Genomic DNA, 21,435 nt, shown 5'->3' with positions numbered 1-21,435 from the left:
TGGGCGCAGATGTCCATGGGCCAGCAGTTGATGATGCCAGCGAGGTTGCCTTCTTTTTCGAGTTGTGTTTCGAGCAGCTGGTGTAGTTGCTGCGGCTGCCTCGGATTCAGCGCGTACCCCCCGTCGAATCTGGTCAGCGCGTCGCTGGTGTGGCGCATGACTGTTTGAACGCGTTGGCCGCTGCGGCGCAGGTGCGCCGCGAGTGTCGACCCAATGCCGGCGGCGTCGACGAAGATGAGCCAGGACGAGGTGGCTGTTGGAGTCGCATTCTCAAGATCTTGCTGTACGCCGGTGGTTGCTACCCATTGAATCTCATATAGTCCCTTGTCCACTCGTTCGGGCGACATGCGCGATGAGGCGCCTATCGATTGCACCGTAAAGCCGTTGAAGACAGCGAGCGGCTCTCCGTCGTCGCCAGTAATGGTGATGTCGCTCTGGATCTCGTCTTTTGTGGCCGATATCACCCGCACGTGGGCGGTCATGATCTTCTCCGGCGAACGATAAATGGCGCTGTGCCGTACTCGGGTAGGAAAATATGGGCCTTCGTTTATGTCGCGGCCGAAAAACGATGCCCCGAACAACGTTTGGAAGGCACCGTCGATAAGCGCCGGATGGAATCGGTAACTGTCGAGTCCGTCGGCGATCTGAGCAGGGATGATCAATTCGGCCACCGCCCAGCCATTCCCGGAAGTGACCTTGCTGACGGGCTGGAACGCTTCTCCATAATCGAATCCGATGGCCCGAGTACGGGCGTAAAACTCGTCGCCGCTGAGCATAGTGACGGGCTCCGCGTCTTTCGGGGCGTCGCCGCGCGCAGGCGACCTTGAAAGTGTGTTGAGCTCCGCGGTCGCAGTTATCGTCCACTTCAGGTCGCCACCAGCCGTCGCCGTGAACGCCGCAAATTCCAACGTGCCGGTGTCCGGGTTGAGCGTAGTCCTGAGTATGGGATCGCAGGTGTCATCGAGGATTAAGGCGCGGTGCAGGGTCAGGTTGTCAACCCTGTGATCTGTTGACCCGTAGGCTGCTTCCCCAGCCGCCAGGGCCATTTCGATGAACACGGCCCCTGGTACGAGAGCACTTCCCTGCACCTGATGATCCGCCAGGAAGGGAGCGATGGCAGTGCTTAACTCAACTTCCCAGGTCGGATGCACGGCGCTCACCGATTGCCCTAGCAGCGGATGCACCGGCTTGTAATGCAAGTCCTCGGCCGCTTCCTGGGTTTCGTTCCAGAAACGCTTGGCTTGCCACGGGTACAACGGAAGCTTTATGGGTCGTGCCCCCTGTCTGGGGAATAGCGCGTCCCACGCGATCGGGTGGCCGTGGCAGTGCAGTGCACCAACGCAATTCATCAGCGTACGACCGTCGTCCTCATTGCGCCGCTGGCTCGCCAAGACGACAGCGTTGGTCTTTTGGGTTCCGGCGATCTCAACAATCGATGCCGCCAGAACAGGATGCGGGCCCAGCTCGACGAAGTGGGTATAGCCGTCATCGAGCATACGACGCACTGCGGGCTCGAAAAGAACTGTAGCGCGGGTGTTTTGCCACCAGTAGGCGGCGCCGGCAGTGTATCCGTCCAACCTTTCGCCAGTCACTGTGGAGTACAGCGGGATGCTCGCCGCATCCGAAGATAAATTCTCCAAGGCGCTGCACAGCTCGTCTTTCACCACGTCCATGTAGTGGCTGTGATACGGCACCGTTCCGGGCAGAAACCGATTGAAGATCTTTTGGTCTTCTAGTTGGCGGGCGATGTCGTCAAGGACGTCGCTATCGCCGGCCAAGGTCACTGCTGAGGGGCTATTGATCGCCGCGATGAATACCCGCCGCCCGATCTCAGCGAGTATTCCGTCGTCGACCATCTGCATGAGCGACTCGGCACCAAGGCCAATAGCGAGCATGCGGCCTCGTCCGCTCGTGCGTTGTTGCAGGCGACTTCGGTGAAAAATTACTTGAATGGCTTGCTCGAAAGTGAGGACGCCGCTGAGATAGTGGGCAGCCACTTCGCCGGCGCTGTGGCCGATCACTGCGTCAGGGCTGATACCGAACTGTTTGAGCTGGTCAGCGAGCGCTATCTGAATGGCGAAGTTGGCGGGTTGCGCTACCTGTGTTTCAGCCATCCGAGAGCAAGTCTCATCGCTTCGAAGTTCATCGATTAACGACCAGGTCGTGTAACGGGACAGCTCCCGGTCGCTCCGCAGGATGCTGTCGGTGAAGGCGGGATAGGAGTCAAGCAGTCCCCGGCACATTTTCCACCACTGCGGGCCCATGCCGGTGCAGACGAACGCCAGCTTGGGCGCGGTCGGGTTTGTGCGGCCCGCAGAGATCTGCCCACCCTCGGCGAGGGCGTGAAGTTGTTCTCGCGCATCGCTAATGCTGCCGACCACGAGGGTACGGCGATAGTTCAGGTGAGAGCGGCGCTGGCTCAGCGTGTAGCCAAGATCGAGCAGCGTGAGATCAGGTTGAGCGCTTAGGTGCTCGGCCAACTGGCGGGCCGTCGCTGCCAATGCTTCCTCTGCGCGCGCGGAGATCGGCAAAACGGCCAGCGGTAGCGGCTGAATGCGGTCCGGGGCAGGGACGCACACCGGGGCGGGGGGCTCAGCAAGCACGACGTGGGCATTGGTGCCGCCGAAGCCGAAAGAGTTGACCCCTGCTATGCGTCGCTTGCTGTCGGGAAACGGGCGACCAGTTCGTGGAACGTCAATATTGAAGTCCTCCAGCGGAATCTGGTCGCTGGGGTTGGTTAGATGCAGGTTCGCTGGGATGTAGCCGTGTTTGAGCGCTAACGCTGTTTTGATCAGTCCGGCTACCCCTGCGCCGGCCTCGAGGTGGCCGATGTTGGTTTTGACCGATCCGATGAGCAGCGGGTTTGTTGCTGGCCGCTGTGACGCCAACGCATTGGCCAGGGCCTGCACCTCGATTGGGTCGCCGACAGGTGTTCCGGTGCCGTGCGCCTCCACATATCCGACTTCGTTTGGGTGAACGCCCGCCCGTCGCAGGGCTGTGGTAATCGCTGCTGCTTGCGCTTCAGCGTCGGGCACCGTGATGCTGTCGGTGTGACCGTCTTGTGACACGGCTGTGCCAAGGATTTGTGCATAGATTTCGTCGCCATCGCGTCGCGCGTGCTCGAGGGGTTTGATGACGACGACTGCGGCACCTTCTCCGCGTGCGTAACCGTCAGCGGACTTGTCGAATGCCTTGCATCGCCCGTCTGGACTGAGGAACCCACTTTTTGATTCCGCGATCGCGGTGTTGGGGCCGATCATCATGTTGACCCCGCCAGCAAAAGCGAGATCGCACTCGCCGTTCCAGATGCTTTGGGAAGCAAGGTGTACCGCAACAAGCGAGCTCGAGCACGCCGTGTCGACCGTCATGCTCGGTCCGCGGAAGTCGAATGTGAAGGAGATCCGGTTCGCCAGCATGGTCATCATCATTCCGGTGGCGGAATGGGTCTTCAATTGGTAACGACTAGTGCGGCCATGGTTTTGCAAGAGTTGGTAGTCAAGGGTAAAGCCGCCGATGAAGACACCGACCCCAGTGCCGGCTAGACTGTCCGCGGATATTCCGCCGTCTTCCAAAGCTTCCCACGTGGTCCGCAGCAGAAGGCGCTGTTGCGGATCGACCACGTTCGCCTCTCGCGGGGAGATTCCGAAGAATTGAGGGTCGAATTGATCGATTTCATCAAGGAACCCGCCTCGACAAGTAACCATCTTGCCGACCTTTGCCGGATTCGGGTCGTAGTATCGTGCGGCGTTCCACCGTGTTTCAGGGACTATGCGTGTGGCGTCGGTTTCCCTACATAGCAGGTCCCAGTAGCTCTGCGGGGTATGCGCACCGCCGGGAAAGTGGCACCCGATGCCGACGATCGCCAAGGGCTGGAGCGAGCCGTGTTCGGCAAGCATGTTCATCCTTTCGCCCTCACAATCTGTCGTGCGTCCCCGCGGGGTCGCCGCCGGGAGGGTCTCTTGTGTTCGAGTGACGTGGTCAGCGGGAATCCCCCCTTGCCTAACTCGGCTGTGCGAACGTTGTTTGGCCAAGGGTCGACCTGGGCCGTGCGATTCGTCTCATCGACCGTTCTCGACGGCCCCGCGCATCCGACAACGACAGAGCCGGCGTAAGGGCGCACAAGCGGTCGCCAAGCCTTCCGCCAACCTCGTGTGGCCAGACCTCGGCCAGCATCAATTTCGCGGTGACTCAACTGAATTCGAGTGCCGGTGCGGCGCTGAAAACCCACTCTTGGCTAATCGGACTGATGTTTTGCTCGTGGCGGTAGACGGATCGGAGTCTTTGCAAAACGGAGTCTTGTTGCCAAGCCTGCACCTGCCGCATGACATCGTCGTCGGCAAACATGCGACATTTGTCCCTAATCACGGTCTCGATCAGCTGTCCAGCGAGCTGATGTAGCAGCCGGACATTCGCGTCGAATTGTGCGATGAAATCCGCAGCTTTCCCCATCATCGCAGTGTGCAGCGTCACCATGAACTCCAGAGGCGAGTACATATCGACAAATCCCGCCGCGGGACGCGCGCTCTCGACTGCGGCCCATTCTCGGAACAATTGTTGCATACGGTTACTGAGCTCGATGAGACCCTGCAGGTGCGGCACCACCTCAGGATCATCGGCGATAGTGACAAACCGACCGTTGCTGTAGAGCAAACCGAGAAAGCCCCAATAAAACGCGATGTCCCAAATCACTTTGGCCGACATGACCGCAGGCGAGCCCATGAGCGGGTATTGGTTGCAGTACACGTTAAGCCACATGTCGGTAAGGGAGCGAAAAAGAGAATCGCTAATCTCAGAGCGTGCGACGACATCTTCACCGTCGAGTTCGCGGATAATCATGTCGGTGATGAGGCCATTGCCGATCGCGATGAGGTCCAGTCCAGATGAATACAAAGGGTCCAGGAAGATTCCGGAGTCCCCGGTCAGACACCAACGGCCACGCCCGTCGTACACCTTCGTGGCGCTGTGACTATAGTGTTTCATCACCCTGAAGTCCTTGATCAGGCGTTCGTGCTTAGCCAGTACCGCCGCGCACTGTGGCTCATGCTCAGTAAGCCACGACCGGGCTTTAGCCAGAGTGTTGAACCGGTCGAATGCATGGACGACAGGGTCGGCAACGATGCCGACGCTGGTGGATCCTGACGGGAGTCGGATCAACCAAACCCAATATCCCTCCCCCATCAAGTGATTGGTGGACAATGCCCGGTCACCCTCGACCAAGCGCGCCTGCCAACTCGGGTCATCGCTCCACTGGCCGATCTCGATTTCAGTCGCGACACGCAGCCATACGGCATTGCAGTGGTGCTCGGTGGCGCGCCTTAGGTCCAGCTGTCGGGACAGCATACGGTTGCGTCCCGATGCATCGACCACCCAGCGAGCCGTCGTGCGGGTGGTTGTGTCGCCGCGCTGAACGACAAGAGTATGTGGGCGACCCCCGAGACCGAATTCAACGGAACGGACTCGGCCAGCAGTGATTTCGACACCCTCCGATAAGCACCGTCGGTTCAGTTCGTTCTCTAACCTGCCGCGGTCGATTTGATAGGTCACCTGAGGTGTGAATGCGGAGCTGCCCAGTTCCATCCGTTGGGCGATATCGGTGTTCCCGCCGTGTGAGAAAAACATCCGCAGCCCCATTTTGCGGAGCTGCGAGGCCTGCAAATGGTCGGCCAGTCCAAGGCGATCCCGCAGGTACTGCGCGGCGATCTCGACCGTCGACTCGCCAACCGTATGGGTGATCTCAGGCACCGGGTGAGGGGTTGGCTCGACGATGAGGATGCGCGTTCGCGGCCGTGCGCTGCGAATCTCTAATGCGAGAGTCAGGGCCGCCACCCCGCCGCCAACGATCGTGACATCGTGATCCGCGCTCGCAGTGTCGGCCTCCAGCAGGTGGGCCTTGATTTTGTGTCCCAGCGCCTCGCGTGCCTCCGGGCTCAGTTGCGACAGCTGGGTTTGCACGTCCACACGTGCACCTCCCTCGAGCCGGATAGACGAGTTTACTTAATAGTTAAGTAGGTTACACTAAACGCGGTCGCTGGCAAGCGGAGAAGCGCAGAACGGTGGCTGCCCCGGTTCTACCAGAAGGGTCGATGAGACAGGTGCCTAATCCGCAGCGGCATTCCGCGCAGGACATCGTGGGCACGTTATGCGCCAGGGATGAGTCGGTGGTTCCCAGCCGGGCGAGGAGATCGCTGTTGCTCAACGGTTCGCCGTACTTATCGGGGTCACGGATAAGGGGCACTAACGCCGGTATGAACGTGACCCGTGGGGCACCCGCTGATCGGTGTGATCGTTCCGTTCCACCACGCTCATAACACGTGGGCGCCCCCGCGGATGCTGCCGATGCGTGCGGATGAACACTGCTGCCCGGATCGCCGGTCGCTACAACGATGAAATCGATCTGATGCTCTCGGCCCGTGAACCCATCCGTGCGCTAAGCATTAGGAGCTAACCCATGCCCGGAGCAACTGCCGTCCATTTCTTCCTCGGACTGGCCGTCATCCTCGGAACTTGCCGTTTCGTCGGGCTAGTGTCACAGCGCCTCGGACAACCACAAGTCGTCGGCGAAATGGTTGCCGGCGTTCTGCTGGGGCCCTCACTGCTAGGCCGCATCGCGCCCGCCGTACAGCATCACCTATTTCCCGCAGGACCAGCAAGCATCGTGCTGTACACGACGGCGCAGATCGGCCTGGTGCTTTACATGTTTCTCGTCGGCCTTAACTTCGACGTCAACCTCATCAAACACCGTGTCGGCACCACAGCTGCAGTATCGGCAGCTGGCATACTCACGCCGCTCGGCCTGGGAGCGCTCGTCGCTGTGCCCCTCTTATCAGGCGGAATCTATTTCGGTAAAAACGTCACACTCGTCATGGCCATGATGTTCCTGGGCGCCTCGATCGCGACGACCGCATTCCCTATGCTGGCCCGAATCATCTACGAACGACAGCTTTCCGGAACGCCGTTGGGCACGCTGGCGTTGGCATGTGGTGCAACTGACGATGCGCTCTCCTGGTGCATTCTGGCAATCGTGCTAGCCATTCACCGTGCTAACGTCGCCTTGGCCGCTACCGCAATAGTCGGTGGAATCTTATACACGCTGGTGCTTTTAACAATCGGACGCAAAGCAATGCGTGCCCTCGGTAGGTTATCCGAACGGCGAAACACGATCACCGCACCAGTCCTGAGCATAGTACTGATGCTGGTGATGACATGCGCCTGGTTCACAGACAGTATCGGTATCTACGCCATATTCGGCGCCTTCATCCTGGGTGTCGCTATGCCATCCGGTTTCTTCGCCCTACACCTCACCGCCAGGCTTGAGCCACTCGTCACCACGTTTTTGCTGCCACTATTCTTCGTCTACTCAGGGCTCAACACCCAGATCGCCCTCATGAACAGCCCAAAGCTGTGGGTGGTGACCCTAGGGATACTCATAGTCTCGATCGCAGGGAAAGGAATCGCGTGCACGTTAGCTGCGCGGCTGACAAAAGTCACCCTGCGCGAATCTGTCGCGCTGGGATCGTTGATGAATGCCCGCGGACTAATCGAACTCATCCTGCTCAACATCGGGCTTGAGGCCGGCATCATCACTCCGACGCTCTTCAGCATCCTGGTCTTGGTCGCCATCGCAACCACATTAATGGCCACGCCGGTATTCGAGTTCGTTTATGGACGACACCTAAAGACATCGCAGAACAGCCAGATAGGGTCAGACCACGCGCCGACCGAACCGTATGCGACGCTTACCAAATCCGACGATGTCTCCACCGCACCAACCTGACGCGCCCGTTGTCACGGGGTAAGCCCCGGACTTGGGCCAAAATTAAATACAAATCGCGGCTGTTGATTTTGGCGAGGGCTTCGGCGAGATCGCCGGGTAGCGGGTCGACGGGCGGTGAGGATCTGTCGTCCCCCGCGCATCCGCACGGTTTCGGTAGCGGCGTGCGGTACGAGAACGAACTTCTTTGTCTGCCAAGCACTTTGCTGTTTCGTCTCGTGCGCTCTGGCTATCGCTGCAAACACTACGGTGAGTGGGCCAACCGTGCGCGTCGAAAAGCGAGCCGCAATAAGCGGTTTAAGAGCAGCAGGACGGGAGCGGATGCCGTGCATAAGCCGAGCGCGCTGTGAAGCTAACACTGACTGCCGAGACAAGCATCAGCGACGACGACACCACCTGGAACGAATTTCATAAGACGGTCGACATGACCGCGCGTTACCTCGAGCATTCTGGGCACTGAAGAAGCGGGCAGTGTCGGTCAGAAGAAGGGGTAACGAGTCGACCCGTCACGAAGGCGGTCGCGGTGTCGACTCGCAGTCTGCTTGGCGCGCTTCATCCAGCGTCTCGCGCCGCCGAGTTAGCGCTGTGGAACCGTGTCGTTCCAGATGAGCAGCTCGACGACTCAGTCGATGAACTCATCGACGTGATCCTGACTAAGAACCAGCAGGCGGTGCGGCAGCTGAAGTTCATCATCAACAACGGCGTCGAGGCAGACCTGAAGACGGCGCAAGCCTTCGAGACGCTGTCCGCGGGCTTAACAGGCGCTGTCAATGGCGCCTGGGAGATACCTGACGCTGATCAGGCAGCCGGCGTCAGTGGCTTCCTGGATAAGAACCAGCTTTGGACCACGCGACGAGCCCGCGCTCGCGACTTCTGGGCGGACGGTCCAATCCATAAGGGCGGCGCTTAACCCGCCGGCAGACTGACCAATGGTAACGAATGACGAACTGTCGATTGGTAAGACGCGTTGTCTGGAGGACGCGTGGACCACAGCAACGTGGCGAATGTGGTGGCTCGAGGTGCATCCGGCCGTACCTGTTGCGACCGGTCCGGGTCCCGAGCCACTATGGCCAGGCAGCGGCGGTCGGCCTACCGCAACGCGGAAGCGACATGTTATTGCGCGGGGCGGGCTAGATGCCTATAGGCTGGTCGGAGTAGCGCTGAAAAGAAATGCGGGTAAGTGGCCAAGCGTGGCGCCGATAGTGCACCGTCGAGCCGGGCAGAGCTAGAGAAGCTGATGTCGGCCGACATGCGCGCGATGACAGCCCACTCCGATCGCATTGGTCGCTATTTCGCGCGTCGGTATAACGTGAGCACGAGCGACTTCCACGCGTTGTTGCACATTATGGTCGCCGAAACCGCCGGAGAACCGCTGACCATGACCGAACTCCGCGAGCGCATGGACGTATCGCCCGCAGCGATAACCTACCTGGTCGACCGCATGATCGATGCCGGCCACATACGGCGCGAGGCTGATCCGGTGGATCGGCGCAAGTCGCTGATTCGTTATGAGCACAGCGGTTTGGCGTTAGGCCGTGCGTTCTTCAGTCCGCTCGGAGCTCATATGCACAAGGCTTTCGGCGGGCTGGGCGACAAAGATCTAGTCGCCGCTCATCGCGTCTTCACGGCGATACTCGCCGCTATGTCAACATTTGAAGATGAACTTCGGACGCACCGTGTAGAACCGCCGACGAGTAACGCAGGAACCGGTCAGCGTCGAAAGGTCAAGGGCTAACGAGTCAGATGCGTCGATGTGGGCGTACGGTAGCCGTCATCGAAATCCATTGCCTAGTCGACGCGCGGCCGGTGAGCTTTTCCGCGATTGCGCGTGTCATCGTCGAGTGCAGCGGCGTTGGCAGCGCCAGCCGCTGACGTGCCCGGAGACGAGGGCAGGTAACGACGTAGCCGTGTTGGTCATCGGGGCGGGATTGCCCGAACTTTTGCCGCTCACCCGTCATTCAGCGTATCGGTGGTGAGGATGGATTCGGTTTCCTCGGGTGTGATGATCGTGTGACGGCGATGCGCTGATCCGTTCTTGCGTGCTGACCTAGGCTGGCCGCGACCACCCGGACATTCTCGGGGCTGACGACTGTCAGACCGGCGGGTCGCCACCTATCGCTGGTCGAGTTGATCGATGTCTGGGTTGGCTTGAGGCTTTGATGTCACCTCGTCGTCGGTGCTGGTAAGGAACACCAGCCGGAACTTGCCGAGCTGGATGTGGTCGCCGTTGGCCAGCACCGCGGAATCCACCGATTCACGGTTAACGTAGGTGCCGTTGAGGCTACCCACGTCAATGACCCGGAACGCCCCGGCTTCCCGGTGAAATTCCGCGTGCCGGCGGCTAACCGTGACGTCGTCGAGGAAGATATCGCTGCCCTGATACCGGCCCGCGGCTGTGACCGGCCGATCCAGCAGGAACCGCGCCCCAGCGTTGGGCCCGCGCGTCACGATCAGCAGGGCCGAGCCGGGCGGCAATCCCTCAGGTTGCTGAATGCCTGCCGGTGCGCCCGGAGAGGCGGCGGTGTCGAGCTCCTCTGCAAAATCGGCGCGAAACGCTGAGGTGTTGTCCCCGGTCGGATCGTCGGACGCCGGGCGGTTGTCCTGGTGACTCATGCTGTTCCTTCTCGGCCATGCTGCACGGCTTGGGCTTCACCGCGGAGGCGGCCGTCCCTGGCCGTCGTCCGGTGGTACTGGCCGCGGCGCGGAGCTGCACCCGGCAAGACGCCGCTAAGACGGATGCTAAGCGAATACGCCGCACCGCGCGGCTCCTCGCAGCCGACGCGGCCGCACTCTGGCGCGGCGGATCCCGAGCGCCAGCAGCCGGCATCTCGTTCGACGGCAGGGTGGTTGTCGCACGTGCGGCAGGTGCGTCGGGCGTCCTCCATGGTGCTGCGCGGCTTCTGACGCTTCGCGCGCTGAAACACCAACGAGCGCAACGGCACCGGATCACTGACGGCTAGAGTGGGTCCATGTAGTCGACGCGCGTCTCGCGGCACATTAACGCATCGCGATCCGTCGTCGCCCTGGTGGATGCCCACACACTCGTCAAGTGGCACGTCCCGGCCGGAATGACCGGCCGCGTACATCGGTTCGACGCGCGCAGCGGGGCGTGTTTCGGATCTCGCTGATCTATGACACGCCCACCCGCGCCGGCAAGTCGGCAGCTCACACCGACACCTACCACGGCCACTTCGCCGAGCTGGTGCCCGAGCAGCGCGTGGTCGAGGTATTCGAGTTCGAAACCACCGACCCGCGCTTGGCGGAACGATGACGATGACAACCACCCTCAGCGATGCACACGAGGGCGGCACCGACGTCGTCGTAATGCATGACCGGATACCCGACGGCGTGCCGGGCGATCTGAGATCCCCCAAACCAGCAACCTGCAGCGTTGGTGCGCTGCAGACGCCGTTGCCAGATCCCGCCGCTGCCTGGCAACGCCCAGTCCGGTGAGTGTAGGAGTTCGCCCGTCGCCCGAGCTTTCGTGCGCGCCCTAGGCGGTGGGCCGGTTCGCGTGGACGCAGACCACAGGGCCCACAGACGGTGACGGCAAGACCGTGTTGTGGGTCGGGTGCTGGCGCGCCTCGGTTCGACCGTTAATCGGACACTGGGGTGCTGCGCCTGGTGCCGATACCGAGGTCACGCCAGCAGAGGTGAGCAGGTCGCCGTCGTCGACCACCCGAGCATGCGACGTGCACACCGGTGGCATCGACGACCGCCGCGATACGCCCTGTGCCTACGAACGCGCTAGTGTACTGCGGTCTGCATAGTGCGCTGCGTTTATGCTAGCGTGTAGCGATGGACCAACTTGCCGGTGAGGATCGCGGTGGCGGCGGCCGCAGCTCGGATGGGGTCTCCTGCGATAGCCAACTCGTAGAGGTGTTCCATGTTCTGGGTAAGCGGTGGAGTGGCGTCATCATCGCCACGCTGCTCCAGCGGCCGGTGCGGTTCAGCGAACTGGGCAACGCCATCCCCGGGATCTCCGACAGCGTGCTGAATGCGCGCCTACGGGAACTCATCGAGGTGGGGCTGGTCGAACGTCAACTCGCCGAGGGTCTGGCTACCGCCGTGCTTTACCGACTGACCGCCGCCGGTGAGGACTTCCGTGCAGCATTCGACGAATTACGCGCCTGGGCCGTCCGCAATGACGGCGTCCCCCGATGATCACGGGTGCGGGTCCCCGCCGCGCAACTTGACGCGGCGCCGCCCTCACCGAACAGGCTGCCAACACCGTCCCGTCACCTTCAGTAGGAGTAGCGATGCTTTCATCAAAAGTCGCCACAACGGCAGCCCTTTCCCGGTCACCCGATGCTCCCGGCGACGGGACCAGTGTCGATGGACTCGCCGGTTTCACCCATCGCTACTTCGACGTGAACAGCACCCGGTTGCACGCCGTGGTCGGCGGCCGGGGACCCGCCTTGGTGCTACTACACGGCTGGCCCTACACCTGGGCGGTGTGGCGCCGAGTGATGCCTGCCTTCGCCGCCGGCGGGCGCACGGTCATCGCCCCGGACCTGCGTGGTACCGGTGATTCCGCCAAGCCGGAGACCGGCTATGCGAAGACCAACGTCGCAGAGGACATCCGGCAGCTCGTCGCCCAGGTCGGCTTCGACGACATCGACCTGATCGGTATGGATATCGGCGCCATGGTTGCCTATGCCTACGCCGCCGCACATCCCGATCACGTCCGGCACCTCGTGCTCTCTGAGTCCGTGCTGCCCGGCTTTGGGCTGGAGGAACTGATGAACCCCGCCGCCGGCGGCTATTGGCATTTCGGGTTCCACATGCAGGTTGACGTCGCGGAGATGCTCACCGCCGGCAAAGAGGCGGCGTACCTGTCCTCGGCCTACACGACGCCGATGTCGGAGGGTGGCTTGACCGATGCCGACATCGCTGATTTCCTGGGCCATTACGCCGCGCCTGGCGGAATGCGCGGCGGTTTTCAGCATTACGGCACGCTCCTTGAGGACGGCAGAACCAACCGGACGAGCTTTCGTGCGCCGCTGCCGATGCCGGTGCTGGTCCTCAACGGCGAGCACGGCCTGCCGCAGGAGCCGTTGCTCAACGGCGTGCATCGGGTGGCCTCCGACGTCCGCTCAGCCCTGGTCCCCGACGCCGCTCACACCTACGCCGCCGACAACCCCGGCTGGGTGGCTACCCGCTTGAACGGCTTTTTTTCCTCCGGTCATACGCCCGGCGCCGACAACACCACTGCAGGATGAAACCGATGGACGGTAAATAAGTCGACAGGTTACTGGCTGGGCCTATGAGCGCGGTCGGCGTCATCCCTACAGCGAATGATGTGGCTGCAGCCAAGACCCGGGTCTGCGTTTCGTTGGGCCAGCCCGGCTGGACTGCAGCGGGCGCCGAAGCAGCGTGGCCAACGGCCTTAGCGCCGGTGGCAGGATGGAGGTCATGGCTGACCCCATCCCGCCGCTGCCGCCGTTCACCCGCGAGACGGCGGTCCGGAAGGTCCAGGCCGCGGAGGACGCCTGGAACACCCGCGACCCTGAACGAGTCAGCCGGGCCTACACGGTCGACTCGCAGTGGCGTAATCGCGACGAGCACATCGTCGGCCGCGACGAGATCGTGGCTTTTCTGACCCGGAAATGGCAGCGCGAGCTTGATTATGTGCTGCGCAAGGGCCTTTGGACTTTCCATGACGACCTCATCGCCGTCCGGTTCCAGTACGAATGCCACGACGCGGCCGGCCAGTGGTGGCGCAGCTACGGCAACGAGTTGTGGGAGTTCACCGACGCCGGCCTGATGGCGCGACGGGAAGCCAGCATCAACGACGTCGCGATCGACGAATCCGAGCGGCGCTACTTCGGACCTCGCACGCAGCAGGAGTACGGCCAAGACTTCCCGCTCTGGTGACGACAGCACCTGGCGACGATCCAGCCGCGGAGGGGCGGCAGGTGGAGCCGGGTAATCGGGAGAGGGTGAGTGCCGCCCTCACGGGGTAGGCCGCCGAGACGCTGAGCCAGGTCAGTGGCCTCGGCTTAGCGCAGCCCGGCGAAACTAGCCCGCATTTCTTGTGTAAACAGGTCGGGCTGTTCCAGTGCCGCGAAATGGCCGCCTACGGACAACTCCCCGATGTGCACGACGTTGCTCCAGCGCCGCTCGATCCAGCGCCGGGACCGACGATGGGGCTCGTGGGCGAACATACTGAACGCCGCGGACATGCGAATAGGGGTGTCCGGGGTGGCCGGCGCGGGCGGCCCCGTGACCATCTCACGGTAGAACCGCGCGGCGGAAGTCGCGGTGTTGGGCAGCCAGTACATCATGACTTCGTCCAGTAGCTCATCCACAGTCAGCGACGCTGCAACGTCACCGCGGGTGCCGACGCTGTCGGCGACCACTGCATAGATCCATGCGGCCAGGCCGATGGGTGAGTCGGCCAGGGAGTAGCCGATGGTCTGCGGGCTTTGGGCTTGCATCAGGAAGTATCCGGATCGGTTCTGCTGGAAATCTGTCGACCGTTCCAACATCGCCTGCTCGGTGGCGGTGGCGTTTTCGGTTTCCTCACGGGTGGGCTCGAACATCGCTGAGTTCATGTGAACCGCCACCAGCCCATCGACGCTTTGCGCGGCCATCAGTTCAACAACGCCGGCCCCCACATCGCCGCCCTGTGCGACCCAGCGCTGATAGCCCAGGCGGCTCATCAGCGTCGCCCACGCCTGGGCAATGCGGGCAAATCCCCAGCCCGCCTCGGTGGGCTTGCCCGAGAACCCGAAACCGGGCAACGAAGGAATCACCACGTGGAAGGCTTGCCGCGGGTCGCCCCCGTACGCGGCTGGGTCGGTCAACGGGCCGACGACGTGGCGGAACGCCAGCACCGAGCTGGGCCACCCGTGGTTGAGCAGCAGAGGCAGGGCGTCCGGCTCGCCTGAACGCATGTGTAGGAAATGCACCTTCAGACCGTCGATGGTGGTCACCGACTGTCCGAAACTGTTCAGCAACGATTCCGCGACGCGCCAGTCATACTCGTCGCGCCAGTACCGCGCTAGTTCGCGCATCTGCGACAGGCTCGGGCCGTGACTTGGGTCGATCTCTTCCTCCGGCCATCGCACCCGCACCAGCCGGCCGCGTAGGTCGCCCAGCTGCTCGTCTGGCACCGACAAGTGCAACGGTGCGATCTGATTGCTGTGGCGATGCATGGCAGCTCCTTGTCGAATGGTGGAGGCGCGGCGCGCGGTCAGCGCCGTGTCTGCTTCTCACGGTCACCACCGGACACCCCACCGCATAATCGCCGACGATGCGGCAATGTGACGGTGAAGGGCTCGACGGTGCGTCGACCTGGTAAACAACACTTTCCAGCCCGGCAACTCCGCTGGTCGCTGCGGCGAAGTAGGTTGATCCGGTTGCGTGGGACCGAATTGTCTGTCTGGTCACCGCGCCTCGTTAAATGGCGCCCATTGCTTGATGCGGAACTTGTCACCGTGCCGTTCGATTTCAGCAGCACCATGCCCGGGCAAGTGGGCGGGCAGCACGAGGGCATTTGTGTCCGCGGCCCGTTCGAGGATACGCCGGCGTGTCTGGGCGGCCGCCAGCTCGTCCTCGCTTAGGCATGTCTCGCAGTCAGGCTCGACGAACTGCAGCGGGGAGTGCACTAGGTCGCCGACGAAGAGGGCTCGATCGCAGCCGGAGTCGAGGCTTAGGACCGACGAGCCAGGTGTGTGACCGGGGGCCGGTTCGAGGAAGAGGTTACGGTCGAGGCGATAGCTGTTTTCCCACAGCACAGCCTGACCTGCCTTGCGCAGGGGCGCAACGCTGTCCTCGAACATGTTCTGGTTGGCGAACGCGGCACCCAAGCCGCCGATGGATCCACGCTTGGGATGGTGGTTCAGCGGGTCCCAATACTCGAAGTCGGCTCGGGTGATGAGGTAGGTCGCGTTGGGAAACGTCGGCACCCAGGTCCGGTCGTGCAGGGTGGTGTTCCAGCCGACATGATCGGCGTGGACGTGGGTGTTGACCACGATGTCGACGTCTTCAGGCGCGACACCGGCGGCAGTGAGACGGGACAGGAAATCGGTGTCCAGATGTGTCCATAGCGGCATGTAGGGCCGTTCCTTGCCGTTGCCAAGGCCGGTGTCGATGAGAATGGTGCGTCCCTCGCTGCGCAGTACCCAGGTTTGGCAGCACGCCACGAACTCGTCGGTCCCCGCATTCCAGAACTGGGGGGCCAGCAGGGACTCGTGGTCTCGCCACATCTGCGCGGGGGTCCTCGGAAAGACAGCATGAGTCGGCGCGATGGGAGCATGCCACTCCACGATTCGAGAGATCTCCACATCACCAAGAGTGATCGTGTCCATGTCGACTACCGTATGCGCCTGCTGCTGTTCGCGGTGGTGCTGCAAACCTGGTCGCCGCGAGCCACCGGCAACCGGTTCGCCGCTGAAGCTGGCGCCTGGATTCTTGACCGCCACCAAGACGACGACCAGCGCATCCACAACGGCTAACCTATGCTCAACAGTGAAATCGCCTCCACCCGCGCGCATCTCGAACCCGATGACACACTAAGAACGATCCATGGTGCGCTGGCCTTTCCTTCAGCGTCGTGTCCGGTGATCCGATGTGGCGGTGGCGGTAGGGGTTTCGAGTCCGTGGCGTCGGTCGCCGAGTACGCGTTCGCTGACGAGTGCTTCGGACGGCCCGCTGAATGGGTCTCGGCGGTATTCAACGGCGCGATGGGTGTCGGCGGCGATCAGGTCGGCGTTGATGGCGGCGGCGGCGGTTACGCCAGCGGCGGCGGCGACGACCACTTGCGCGGTCGGGTCGGTGACGTTGCCGGCCGCCCACACCCCCGGGATGGCGGTCAGCCCGGTTGCGTCGGACTCGAGGTAGGTGCCCAGCCCGGTTGGGTGCGCCACGGTGGGCAGGCCCAGTTCGGTGAGGAACTCAGCGCGGGCGGAAAAGCGCGGCATCACCGCCAGCGCCTGCCGCGCGATGACGTGCCCCGAAGCCAGCCGGATTCCGGCGAGCCGGTCGGCGGCAACTTCTAGGGCGGTGACCTCGCCGTCGACGACCGCGATTCCACAGGCGGCCAGCTGCTCCCATTCGTCGTCGCTGGGCTGCGGCCCGGTGTGCAAGAACAGCGTGGTGTCGGGGCTCCACTGGCGAAACAGCAACGCCTGGTGCACCGCGAGCCGCCCGGTGTTTAACACCCCAATCGGCCGGTCGCGGACCTCCCAACCATGGCAATACGGACAACCCAAGACGTCGTGACCCCAGCGCTCGCGCAGCCCCGGGATATCGGGGAGCTCGTCGACGAGCCCGGTCGCGACCAGCAATCGGCTGGCGGTGACGGTCTGCTCGTCGGCGGTGCCGACCACGAATCCGTTGCCCTCGCGACGCGCTGATACCGCGCACGCGGCACGAACCTGCCCGCCGTAACGGATGACCTCGGCAGCACCCGCCGCGATGAGGTCAGCCGGCGTCATTCCATCGCGGGACAGGAATCCACGGACTCCCTCCGCGGCGGCGTTGCGCGGTTCGCCGGAATCCAGAACCAGGACCGAGCGCCGCGCCCGCGCTAAGGTCAGGGCGCCGGACAGGCCGGCCGCACCGCCACCGACTACAACGACGTCGAAGCTGTTTACTCTCATGGCTATAACGGTGCTCCGCCCGATGCCAAGACGCCACTATCATTGCTGTTATGGCAACACGGGGGCGAGTAGACGAGGCGACGGACTGGGTTCTAGCGGGGGTCGGCCCGCGATTGACTGCCTTACGACGAGAACAGGGCACCACGCTGGCCGCTCTTGGGCGACAGACCGGAATCTCGGTGAGCACCCTGTCGCGCTTAGAGTCCGGGCGGCGTCGCGCCACCCTGGAGTTGTTGCTGCCCATCGCCCGGGCGCACGGGGTGGCCCTCGACGACCTGATCCGAACTCGACCCGCCGACGACCCCCGTGTCCGCGGCATAGTCACCCATCGCGACGGCATGACGTTCTGGCGGCTCTCGCGCAGCCCCGGCCAACCCACCGCATATAAGGTCCTACATCCCGCGTCGCAGTCGACCCCACCGGCGCAGGGCGCAACCCACGAGGGCTATGAGTGGATCTACGTCCTGGCAGGGCGGCTGCGGCTCGTGCTCGGCGAACAGGACTTCATCCTGACCCAGGGCGAGGCCGCGGAGTTCGACACCCGCCGCCCACACTGGGCCGGCAGCACAGGCGAAGGACCCGTCGAGACTTTGGTCCTTTTCGGCCGCCAGGGCGAACACGCCCACCTGCGCGTACGCCCAGGCGGCATCGGTCACACGTCCTAACGCCCCACCGCCCGCACCGTGCAAGCCACCAGCGTGGCCAGGGCCATCCACGAACACCGGTACTACCCGGAGCCGGTGTGCTGTCTTCACAGCGACTCAACCCATCACGCTCAAGCAGCCCGGTGAGCGATGAGAAGCCATCCGTGCGGCGGCCGCGATGTCTCGTATCTAAAGAATCGAGGTCGATCAGTTCCTGTCTCATGAGAGTTGCCCAGCGGATCTGTGTCGGCTCTGAATGGTGAGACAGACCCGGTAGGTGAACGCGTCGGCGGCTACCTCGTCCCTGTCGACGTTTGTCACACTTTGGCGGGAAGCTCGGATATCTCGGCGGCCAGCTCGCATACGCGGCGCAGGTGGTCGCGTCCGGACAGCACGGGCATCAGGAGCAGGTCCGTGGCGCCGGCGTTGCGGTAGCGCGACAGCCCTCGTGCGATGTGTTCGGCAGTGCCGATCAGGGCCAGATCGACGACGGAGTCCACGCCTTCACGGGCGTTGATGCGCTGGTAGGACGGCACCTGGTCGTACATCGCCATGGTCTCGCCCGCCATGGCGCGTGCGGCGGACACCTCGTCGTCGGCGGTGACTGCGACGCTGACCAGACCGAACACCCGCGGCATTGGACGACCCGCGTCCGCGGAGGCGGTGGCCAGGGTCGGCACTATGAACTCCTCCAGCGTGCGTGGGCCGGCATAGGGCAGTGTGCCGTCGGCCAGTTCGCCCGTGACTTGCAGCGTGTGGGGTCCCATCGCGGCGACGTAGATTGGGTAGGGCGCCGCAGCGGGCAGGGATACCGGCATCACGTGCGGATCGGCGGCGGTGACGTACCTGCCGCGGAAGTCGACGGTGCCCGCGTCACGCACTGCTCGTAGCACCGTGAGGTACTCCCGAAGCCGGTGTGCCGCATGGTCGGTCGGGATGTCGAAGGTCATCTGCTCGAGCATCGCGACACCGAGCCCCAGCCCGAGGCTGAACCGGCCGCGCGCGGCTGCCTGGGCCGTTTGGGCCGAGGCCGCCAGGATGAGTGGGTGGCGGGGATTGATCGGGACAACGGAGGTGCCGACCGCGACATCCGGCACCGTCGCCCCGATCACCGCTGCCACCGCGAGCGAGTCCAGATCGAGTTGCTGCCCGAGCCACACCTGGCGCACTCCGGCGTCGCGGGCCATCGACGCCTGCTCGACGGCGTCATCGACGACGTGGGGGGCAGAGCGATCCGGGGTGAGCAGTACTCCGACGGTCATGGTCCCAGCGTGCCGACTTCTGGTCTTTCGAACCACTGCCTGGCCGGGATCACCGCATGCCTTCAAGGCATCGGCGCTGCGTAGACTGGCTCGGTGGCCTCTGTCGACATCCCGCCGGTGGACCTCGACCTACGCGTGGTGCGGTATTTCGTCGCGGTTGCCGACCACGGACACTTCGGTCGAGCAGCGGCGGCACTGCACATCACCCAGCCCTCACTTAGCCGACAGATCCGGGCGTTGGAGAAGCTGCTCGGTGCGCCGCTTCTGCACCGCACACCACAGGGCAGCCATCTCACCGACGCCGGACTGGCCTTCCTCGACCATGCGCGCGACCTTCTACACGAAGCGGTCCGGGCCGCAGCGCACACGCGCGCTGCGGCGCGCCCCCGCGCCCTGCGGGTCGGCTACACCACCAACCTCGTCGTCTCCGCCGCCGTGCGGGAACTGCGCCGTAGGCGGCCCGACGCCGAGATCAAGACGACGCACCTGCCCTGGAACGGTGCCCGCGCGGCACTGTTCGACCACGTCGTCGACGTCGCGGTGACCCGCCTGCCGATCCGCACCGACGGGATCGACGTCACCGTGGCCTATCACGAGCCCCGCGCCGTCCTGCTCGCACGCCACCACCCACTGGCCAGCCGCGGCCACCTCGACCTCGCCGACCTCGCTGGCGAACCCGTCGCCCGAACAAGCGATCCGGCGTGGGATGCGTTCTGGCGCATCGATCCCCGGCCCGGCGGGCAGCCCGCACCTGACGGCCCCCTCCTCGACGACCCCGCCGAGCTGTTCGACGCCCTCACCGAAGGGCACGCAGTTGCTATCGTGCCTGCAGACAGCCGCGCACCCGACCTGCACCCGGAGCTGACGACAGTCGCGCTGCGCGGCGTCGCCCCGGGGACCGTGGCCGTGGTCCGACGCGCAGCCGAATCGAACCCGCTGGCGATAGCGTTCACCGCCTACGCCCGAGAACTGCTGACCGCGGGGCGGCCCAGCGCACGGCAGAGTTAGCGCGATCATCGCCTAACGAGGCGGGCCACGTTTCCCCAGCCAAATCCGATCCGCCAGCCCTTGTCTCGTTTCCAAAGAAACGGGGAGTGATCACATTCTGTGTCATTGTTCTTAGATCCGATCAGCCATCGGCCCAGCGGCTGGACGCCTGAGTTGTTATCGGATCTGCGAGGTCTAGTTGCGCACCGGCGTGGTTTGGGCTGAAAGGTTGTTCGCCCCTTGTGGCCCTGCCGTGACAAACGCCTATCTCATTTCGGGACCTGGCTGAGTCCTAAGACAAGACCGTGCGTGTCGCGGGGGTCGCGAGGTCTTAGTTCGGTGGGATTGACCCGTGGTTCAAGCCCGCCCGCACGGAGGCAACGTCGCAGATTCCTCGAGCCTGGGAGCTCTCAACGAAGACCGACGTCGTGCGGGTTGCTGGGATCGCGAACAGCTCATCGGAGGGAAGGCCATCGAGCCTCATAAGTAGAGCGCTGCGCGGTCCTGCTGGGGCTTCTACCAGCACCAACACCCGCAACAAGGTCGGAGGTAGTCAAAACGTGAAACTCTTCTGCGGCATCGACTGGGCCGAAGCCCACCATGATGTCGCCATCATCGACGCAGACGGATAGCTGGTCGTGAAGAAGCGCATCACCGACGATCCCGCCGGGTTCGCCGAGCTGGTCGAGTTGCTCACCACTGCCGGTGACAGCGGTGAGCACCCGGTGCCGGTGGCGATCGAAACCCCGCGCGGTCTGTTGGTCGCCGCGCTGCGCGCAACAGCGCGGCCGGTGTATGCGATCAACCCGCTGACAGTGGCCCGCTACCGGGAACGCCACTCGGTCGCACGGTCGAAGTCCGATCGCGCCGACGCGATGACCGTGGCTCACATCCTTCGGGTGGACGCCCACCTGCACCGCAGGCTGACGGCCGATAGCGAACTGTGCCAGTCGATTTGCGGTGCGGGCCCGCGCGCATCAGGACGCGATCTGGCGGCGCACCAAGGCCCACAACGAATTGCGGTCGTTGTTGCGCGAGTTCTACCCCACCTTCCTGGCCACCTTCACCGGGCGGTTCGCGCTCGGGATTGCCAGCCCCGAGGCCCGCACCGTGCTCGCGATCACCCCCACTCCAGCCGGTGCGGCAAACCTGTCGGTGAGTCG

The 21,435-nt window shown here is 63.5% G+C and carries 19 protein-coding genes; 12 read left to right on the top strand and 7 right to left on the bottom strand.

The genetic code is table 11. The features are described from left to right. Both ACFE99_RS00190 and ACFE99_RS00185 read right to left on the bottom strand, forming a co-directional pair. The coding region (locus tag ACFE99_RS00190; RefSeq protein ID WP_375481269.1) for a type I polyketide synthase at window positions 1-3,902 on the bottom strand (3,902 nt) is incomplete at its 3' end. A 286-nt stretch (window positions 3,903-4,188) separates the two neighbouring features. Then, window positions 4,189-5,958: an NAD(P)/FAD-dependent oxidoreductase gene (locus ACFE99_RS00185; RefSeq protein WP_375481267.1), complete on the bottom strand. Its 1,770-nt coding sequence runs from the start codon at window positions 5,956-5,958 to the stop codon at window positions 4,189-4,191. A gap of 490 nt (window positions 5,959-6,448) precedes the next feature. Here ACFE99_RS00185 and ACFE99_RS00180 point away from each other — a divergent pair, with 490 nt between their 5' ends. The 3 genes from ACFE99_RS00180 (at window position 6,449) to ACFE99_RS00170 (ending at window position 9,506) form a co-directional block, all read left to right on the top strand. After that, entirely contained in the window at window positions 6,449-7,774 is a 1,326-nt protein-coding gene (locus tag ACFE99_RS00180; protein ID WP_375481265.1) for a cation:proton antiporter, read from the top strand. A gap of 520 nt (window positions 7,775-8,294) precedes the next feature. Then, on the top strand, window positions 8,295-8,681 hold the full coding sequence (locus ACFE99_RS00175; protein ID WP_375481263.1) for an enoyl-CoA hydratase/isomerase family protein: 387 nt from the start codon (window positions 8,295-8,297) through the stop codon (window positions 8,679-8,681). Between the two features lie 270 nt (window positions 8,682-8,951). Beyond that, entirely contained in the window at window positions 8,952-9,506 is a 555-nt protein-coding gene (locus tag ACFE99_RS00170) for a MarR family winged helix-turn-helix transcriptional regulator (protein ID WP_375481261.1), read from the top strand. 377 nt (window positions 9,507-9,883) lie between these two features. On the opposite strand, the gene ACFE99_RS00165 is transcribed toward ACFE99_RS00170, so the two are convergent. Further along, a complete protein-coding gene (locus tag ACFE99_RS00165) occupies window positions 9,884-10,384 on the bottom strand; it encodes an FHA domain-containing protein (protein WP_375481259.1) in 501 nt (166 codons plus the stop codon). Between the two features lie 496 nt (window positions 10,385-10,880). On the opposite strand from ACFE99_RS00165, the gene ACFE99_RS00160 reads away from it, so the two are divergent. The 5 genes from ACFE99_RS00160 to ACFE99_RS00140 all read left to right on the top strand — a co-directional run bounded on the left by ACFE99_RS00160 (window position 10,881) and on the right by ACFE99_RS00140 (window position 13,648). Beyond that, window positions 10,881-11,042: a hypothetical protein gene (locus ACFE99_RS00160; RefSeq protein ID WP_375481257.1), complete on the top strand. Its 162-nt coding sequence runs from the start codon at window positions 10,881-10,883 to the stop codon at window positions 11,040-11,042. Beyond that, complete coding sequence (locus ACFE99_RS00155; protein ID WP_375481255.1) at window positions 11,039-11,224, top strand: hypothetical protein; 186 nt, start codon at window positions 11,039-11,041, stop codon at window positions 11,222-11,224. Before ACFE99_RS00160 ends, ACFE99_RS00155 begins: the two co-directional genes overlap by 4 nt. Before the next feature lie 345 nt (window positions 11,225-11,569). Beyond that, on the top strand, window positions 11,570-11,935 hold the full coding sequence (locus ACFE99_RS00150; RefSeq protein ID WP_375481253.1) for a winged helix-turn-helix transcriptional regulator: 366 nt from the start codon (window positions 11,570-11,572) through the stop codon (window positions 11,933-11,935). A gap of 95 nt (window positions 11,936-12,030) precedes the next feature. Beyond that, complete coding sequence (locus ACFE99_RS00145) at window positions 12,031-12,993, top strand: alpha/beta fold hydrolase (RefSeq protein WP_375481251.1); 963 nt, start codon at window positions 12,031-12,033, stop codon at window positions 12,991-12,993. Window positions 12,994-13,186: 193 nt separating this feature from the next. Beyond that, complete coding sequence (locus ACFE99_RS00140) at window positions 13,187-13,648, top strand: nuclear transport factor 2 family protein (protein WP_375481249.1); 462 nt, start codon at window positions 13,187-13,189, stop codon at window positions 13,646-13,648. Between the two features lie 125 nt (window positions 13,649-13,773). Here the strand turns inward: ACFE99_RS00140 and ACFE99_RS00135 are convergent, their stop codons facing one another. Together ACFE99_RS00135 and ACFE99_RS00130 are read right to left on the bottom strand one after the other, a co-directional pair. Then, window positions 13,774-14,931: an epoxide hydrolase family protein gene (locus ACFE99_RS00135; RefSeq protein ID WP_375481247.1), complete on the bottom strand. Its 1,158-nt coding sequence runs from the start codon at window positions 14,929-14,931 to the stop codon at window positions 13,774-13,776. A 231-nt stretch (window positions 14,932-15,162) separates the two neighbouring features. Further along, the gene (locus tag ACFE99_RS00130) at window positions 15,163-16,086 is read right to left on the bottom strand and encodes an MBL fold metallo-hydrolase (protein WP_375481245.1); all 924 of its coding nucleotides are present in this window, start codon (window positions 16,084-16,086) and stop codon (window positions 15,163-15,165) included. A 12-nt stretch (window positions 16,087-16,098) separates the two neighbouring features. Between ACFE99_RS00130 and ACFE99_RS00125 the strand changes: the two genes are divergently transcribed. Then, window positions 16,099-16,233: a hypothetical protein gene (locus ACFE99_RS00125; protein ID WP_375481243.1), complete on the top strand. Its 135-nt coding sequence runs from the start codon at window positions 16,099-16,101 to the stop codon at window positions 16,231-16,233. A gap of 90 nt (window positions 16,234-16,323) precedes the next feature. Here the strand turns inward: ACFE99_RS00125 and ACFE99_RS00120 are convergent, their stop codons facing one another. Continuing rightward, a complete protein-coding gene (locus tag ACFE99_RS00120; RefSeq protein ID WP_375481241.1) occupies window positions 16,324-17,379 on the bottom strand; it encodes an NAD(P)/FAD-dependent oxidoreductase in 1,056 nt (351 codons plus the stop codon). A 50-nt stretch (window positions 17,380-17,429) separates the two neighbouring features. Between ACFE99_RS00120 and ACFE99_RS00115 the strand changes: the two genes are divergently transcribed. Then, window positions 17,430-18,044, top strand: a complete 615-nt coding sequence (locus ACFE99_RS00115; RefSeq protein WP_375481239.1) for a helix-turn-helix domain-containing protein — start codon at window positions 17,430-17,432, stop codon at window positions 18,042-18,044. A gap of 296 nt (window positions 18,045-18,340) precedes the next feature. Here the strand turns inward: ACFE99_RS00115 and ACFE99_RS00110 are convergent, their stop codons facing one another. After that, complete coding sequence (locus ACFE99_RS00110; protein WP_375481237.1) at window positions 18,341-19,285, bottom strand: TIGR03564 family F420-dependent LLM class oxidoreductase; 945 nt, start codon at window positions 19,283-19,285, stop codon at window positions 18,341-18,343. A gap of 93 nt (window positions 19,286-19,378) precedes the next feature. On the opposite strand from ACFE99_RS00110, the gene ACFE99_RS00105 reads away from it, so the two are divergent. Both ACFE99_RS00105 and ACFE99_RS00100 read left to right on the top strand, forming a co-directional pair. Further along, window positions 19,379-20,293 (top strand): LysR family transcriptional regulator, encoded by a 915-nt coding sequence (locus ACFE99_RS00105; protein WP_375481235.1) that lies wholly within the window; start codon window positions 19,379-19,381, stop codon window positions 20,291-20,293. Window positions 20,294-20,910: 617 nt separating this feature from the next. Continuing rightward, the coding region (locus tag ACFE99_RS00100) for a transposase (protein ID WP_375481233.1) at window positions 20,911-21,435 on the top strand (525 nt) is incomplete at its 3' end.

It is taken from the genome of uncultured Mycobacterium sp. (assembly GCF_964249325.1).
Classification (GTDB): Bacteria; Actinomycetota; Actinomycetes; order Mycobacteriales; family Mycobacteriaceae; genus Mycobacterium.
This window is presented reverse-complemented; position numbering and strand designations above follow the sequence as displayed.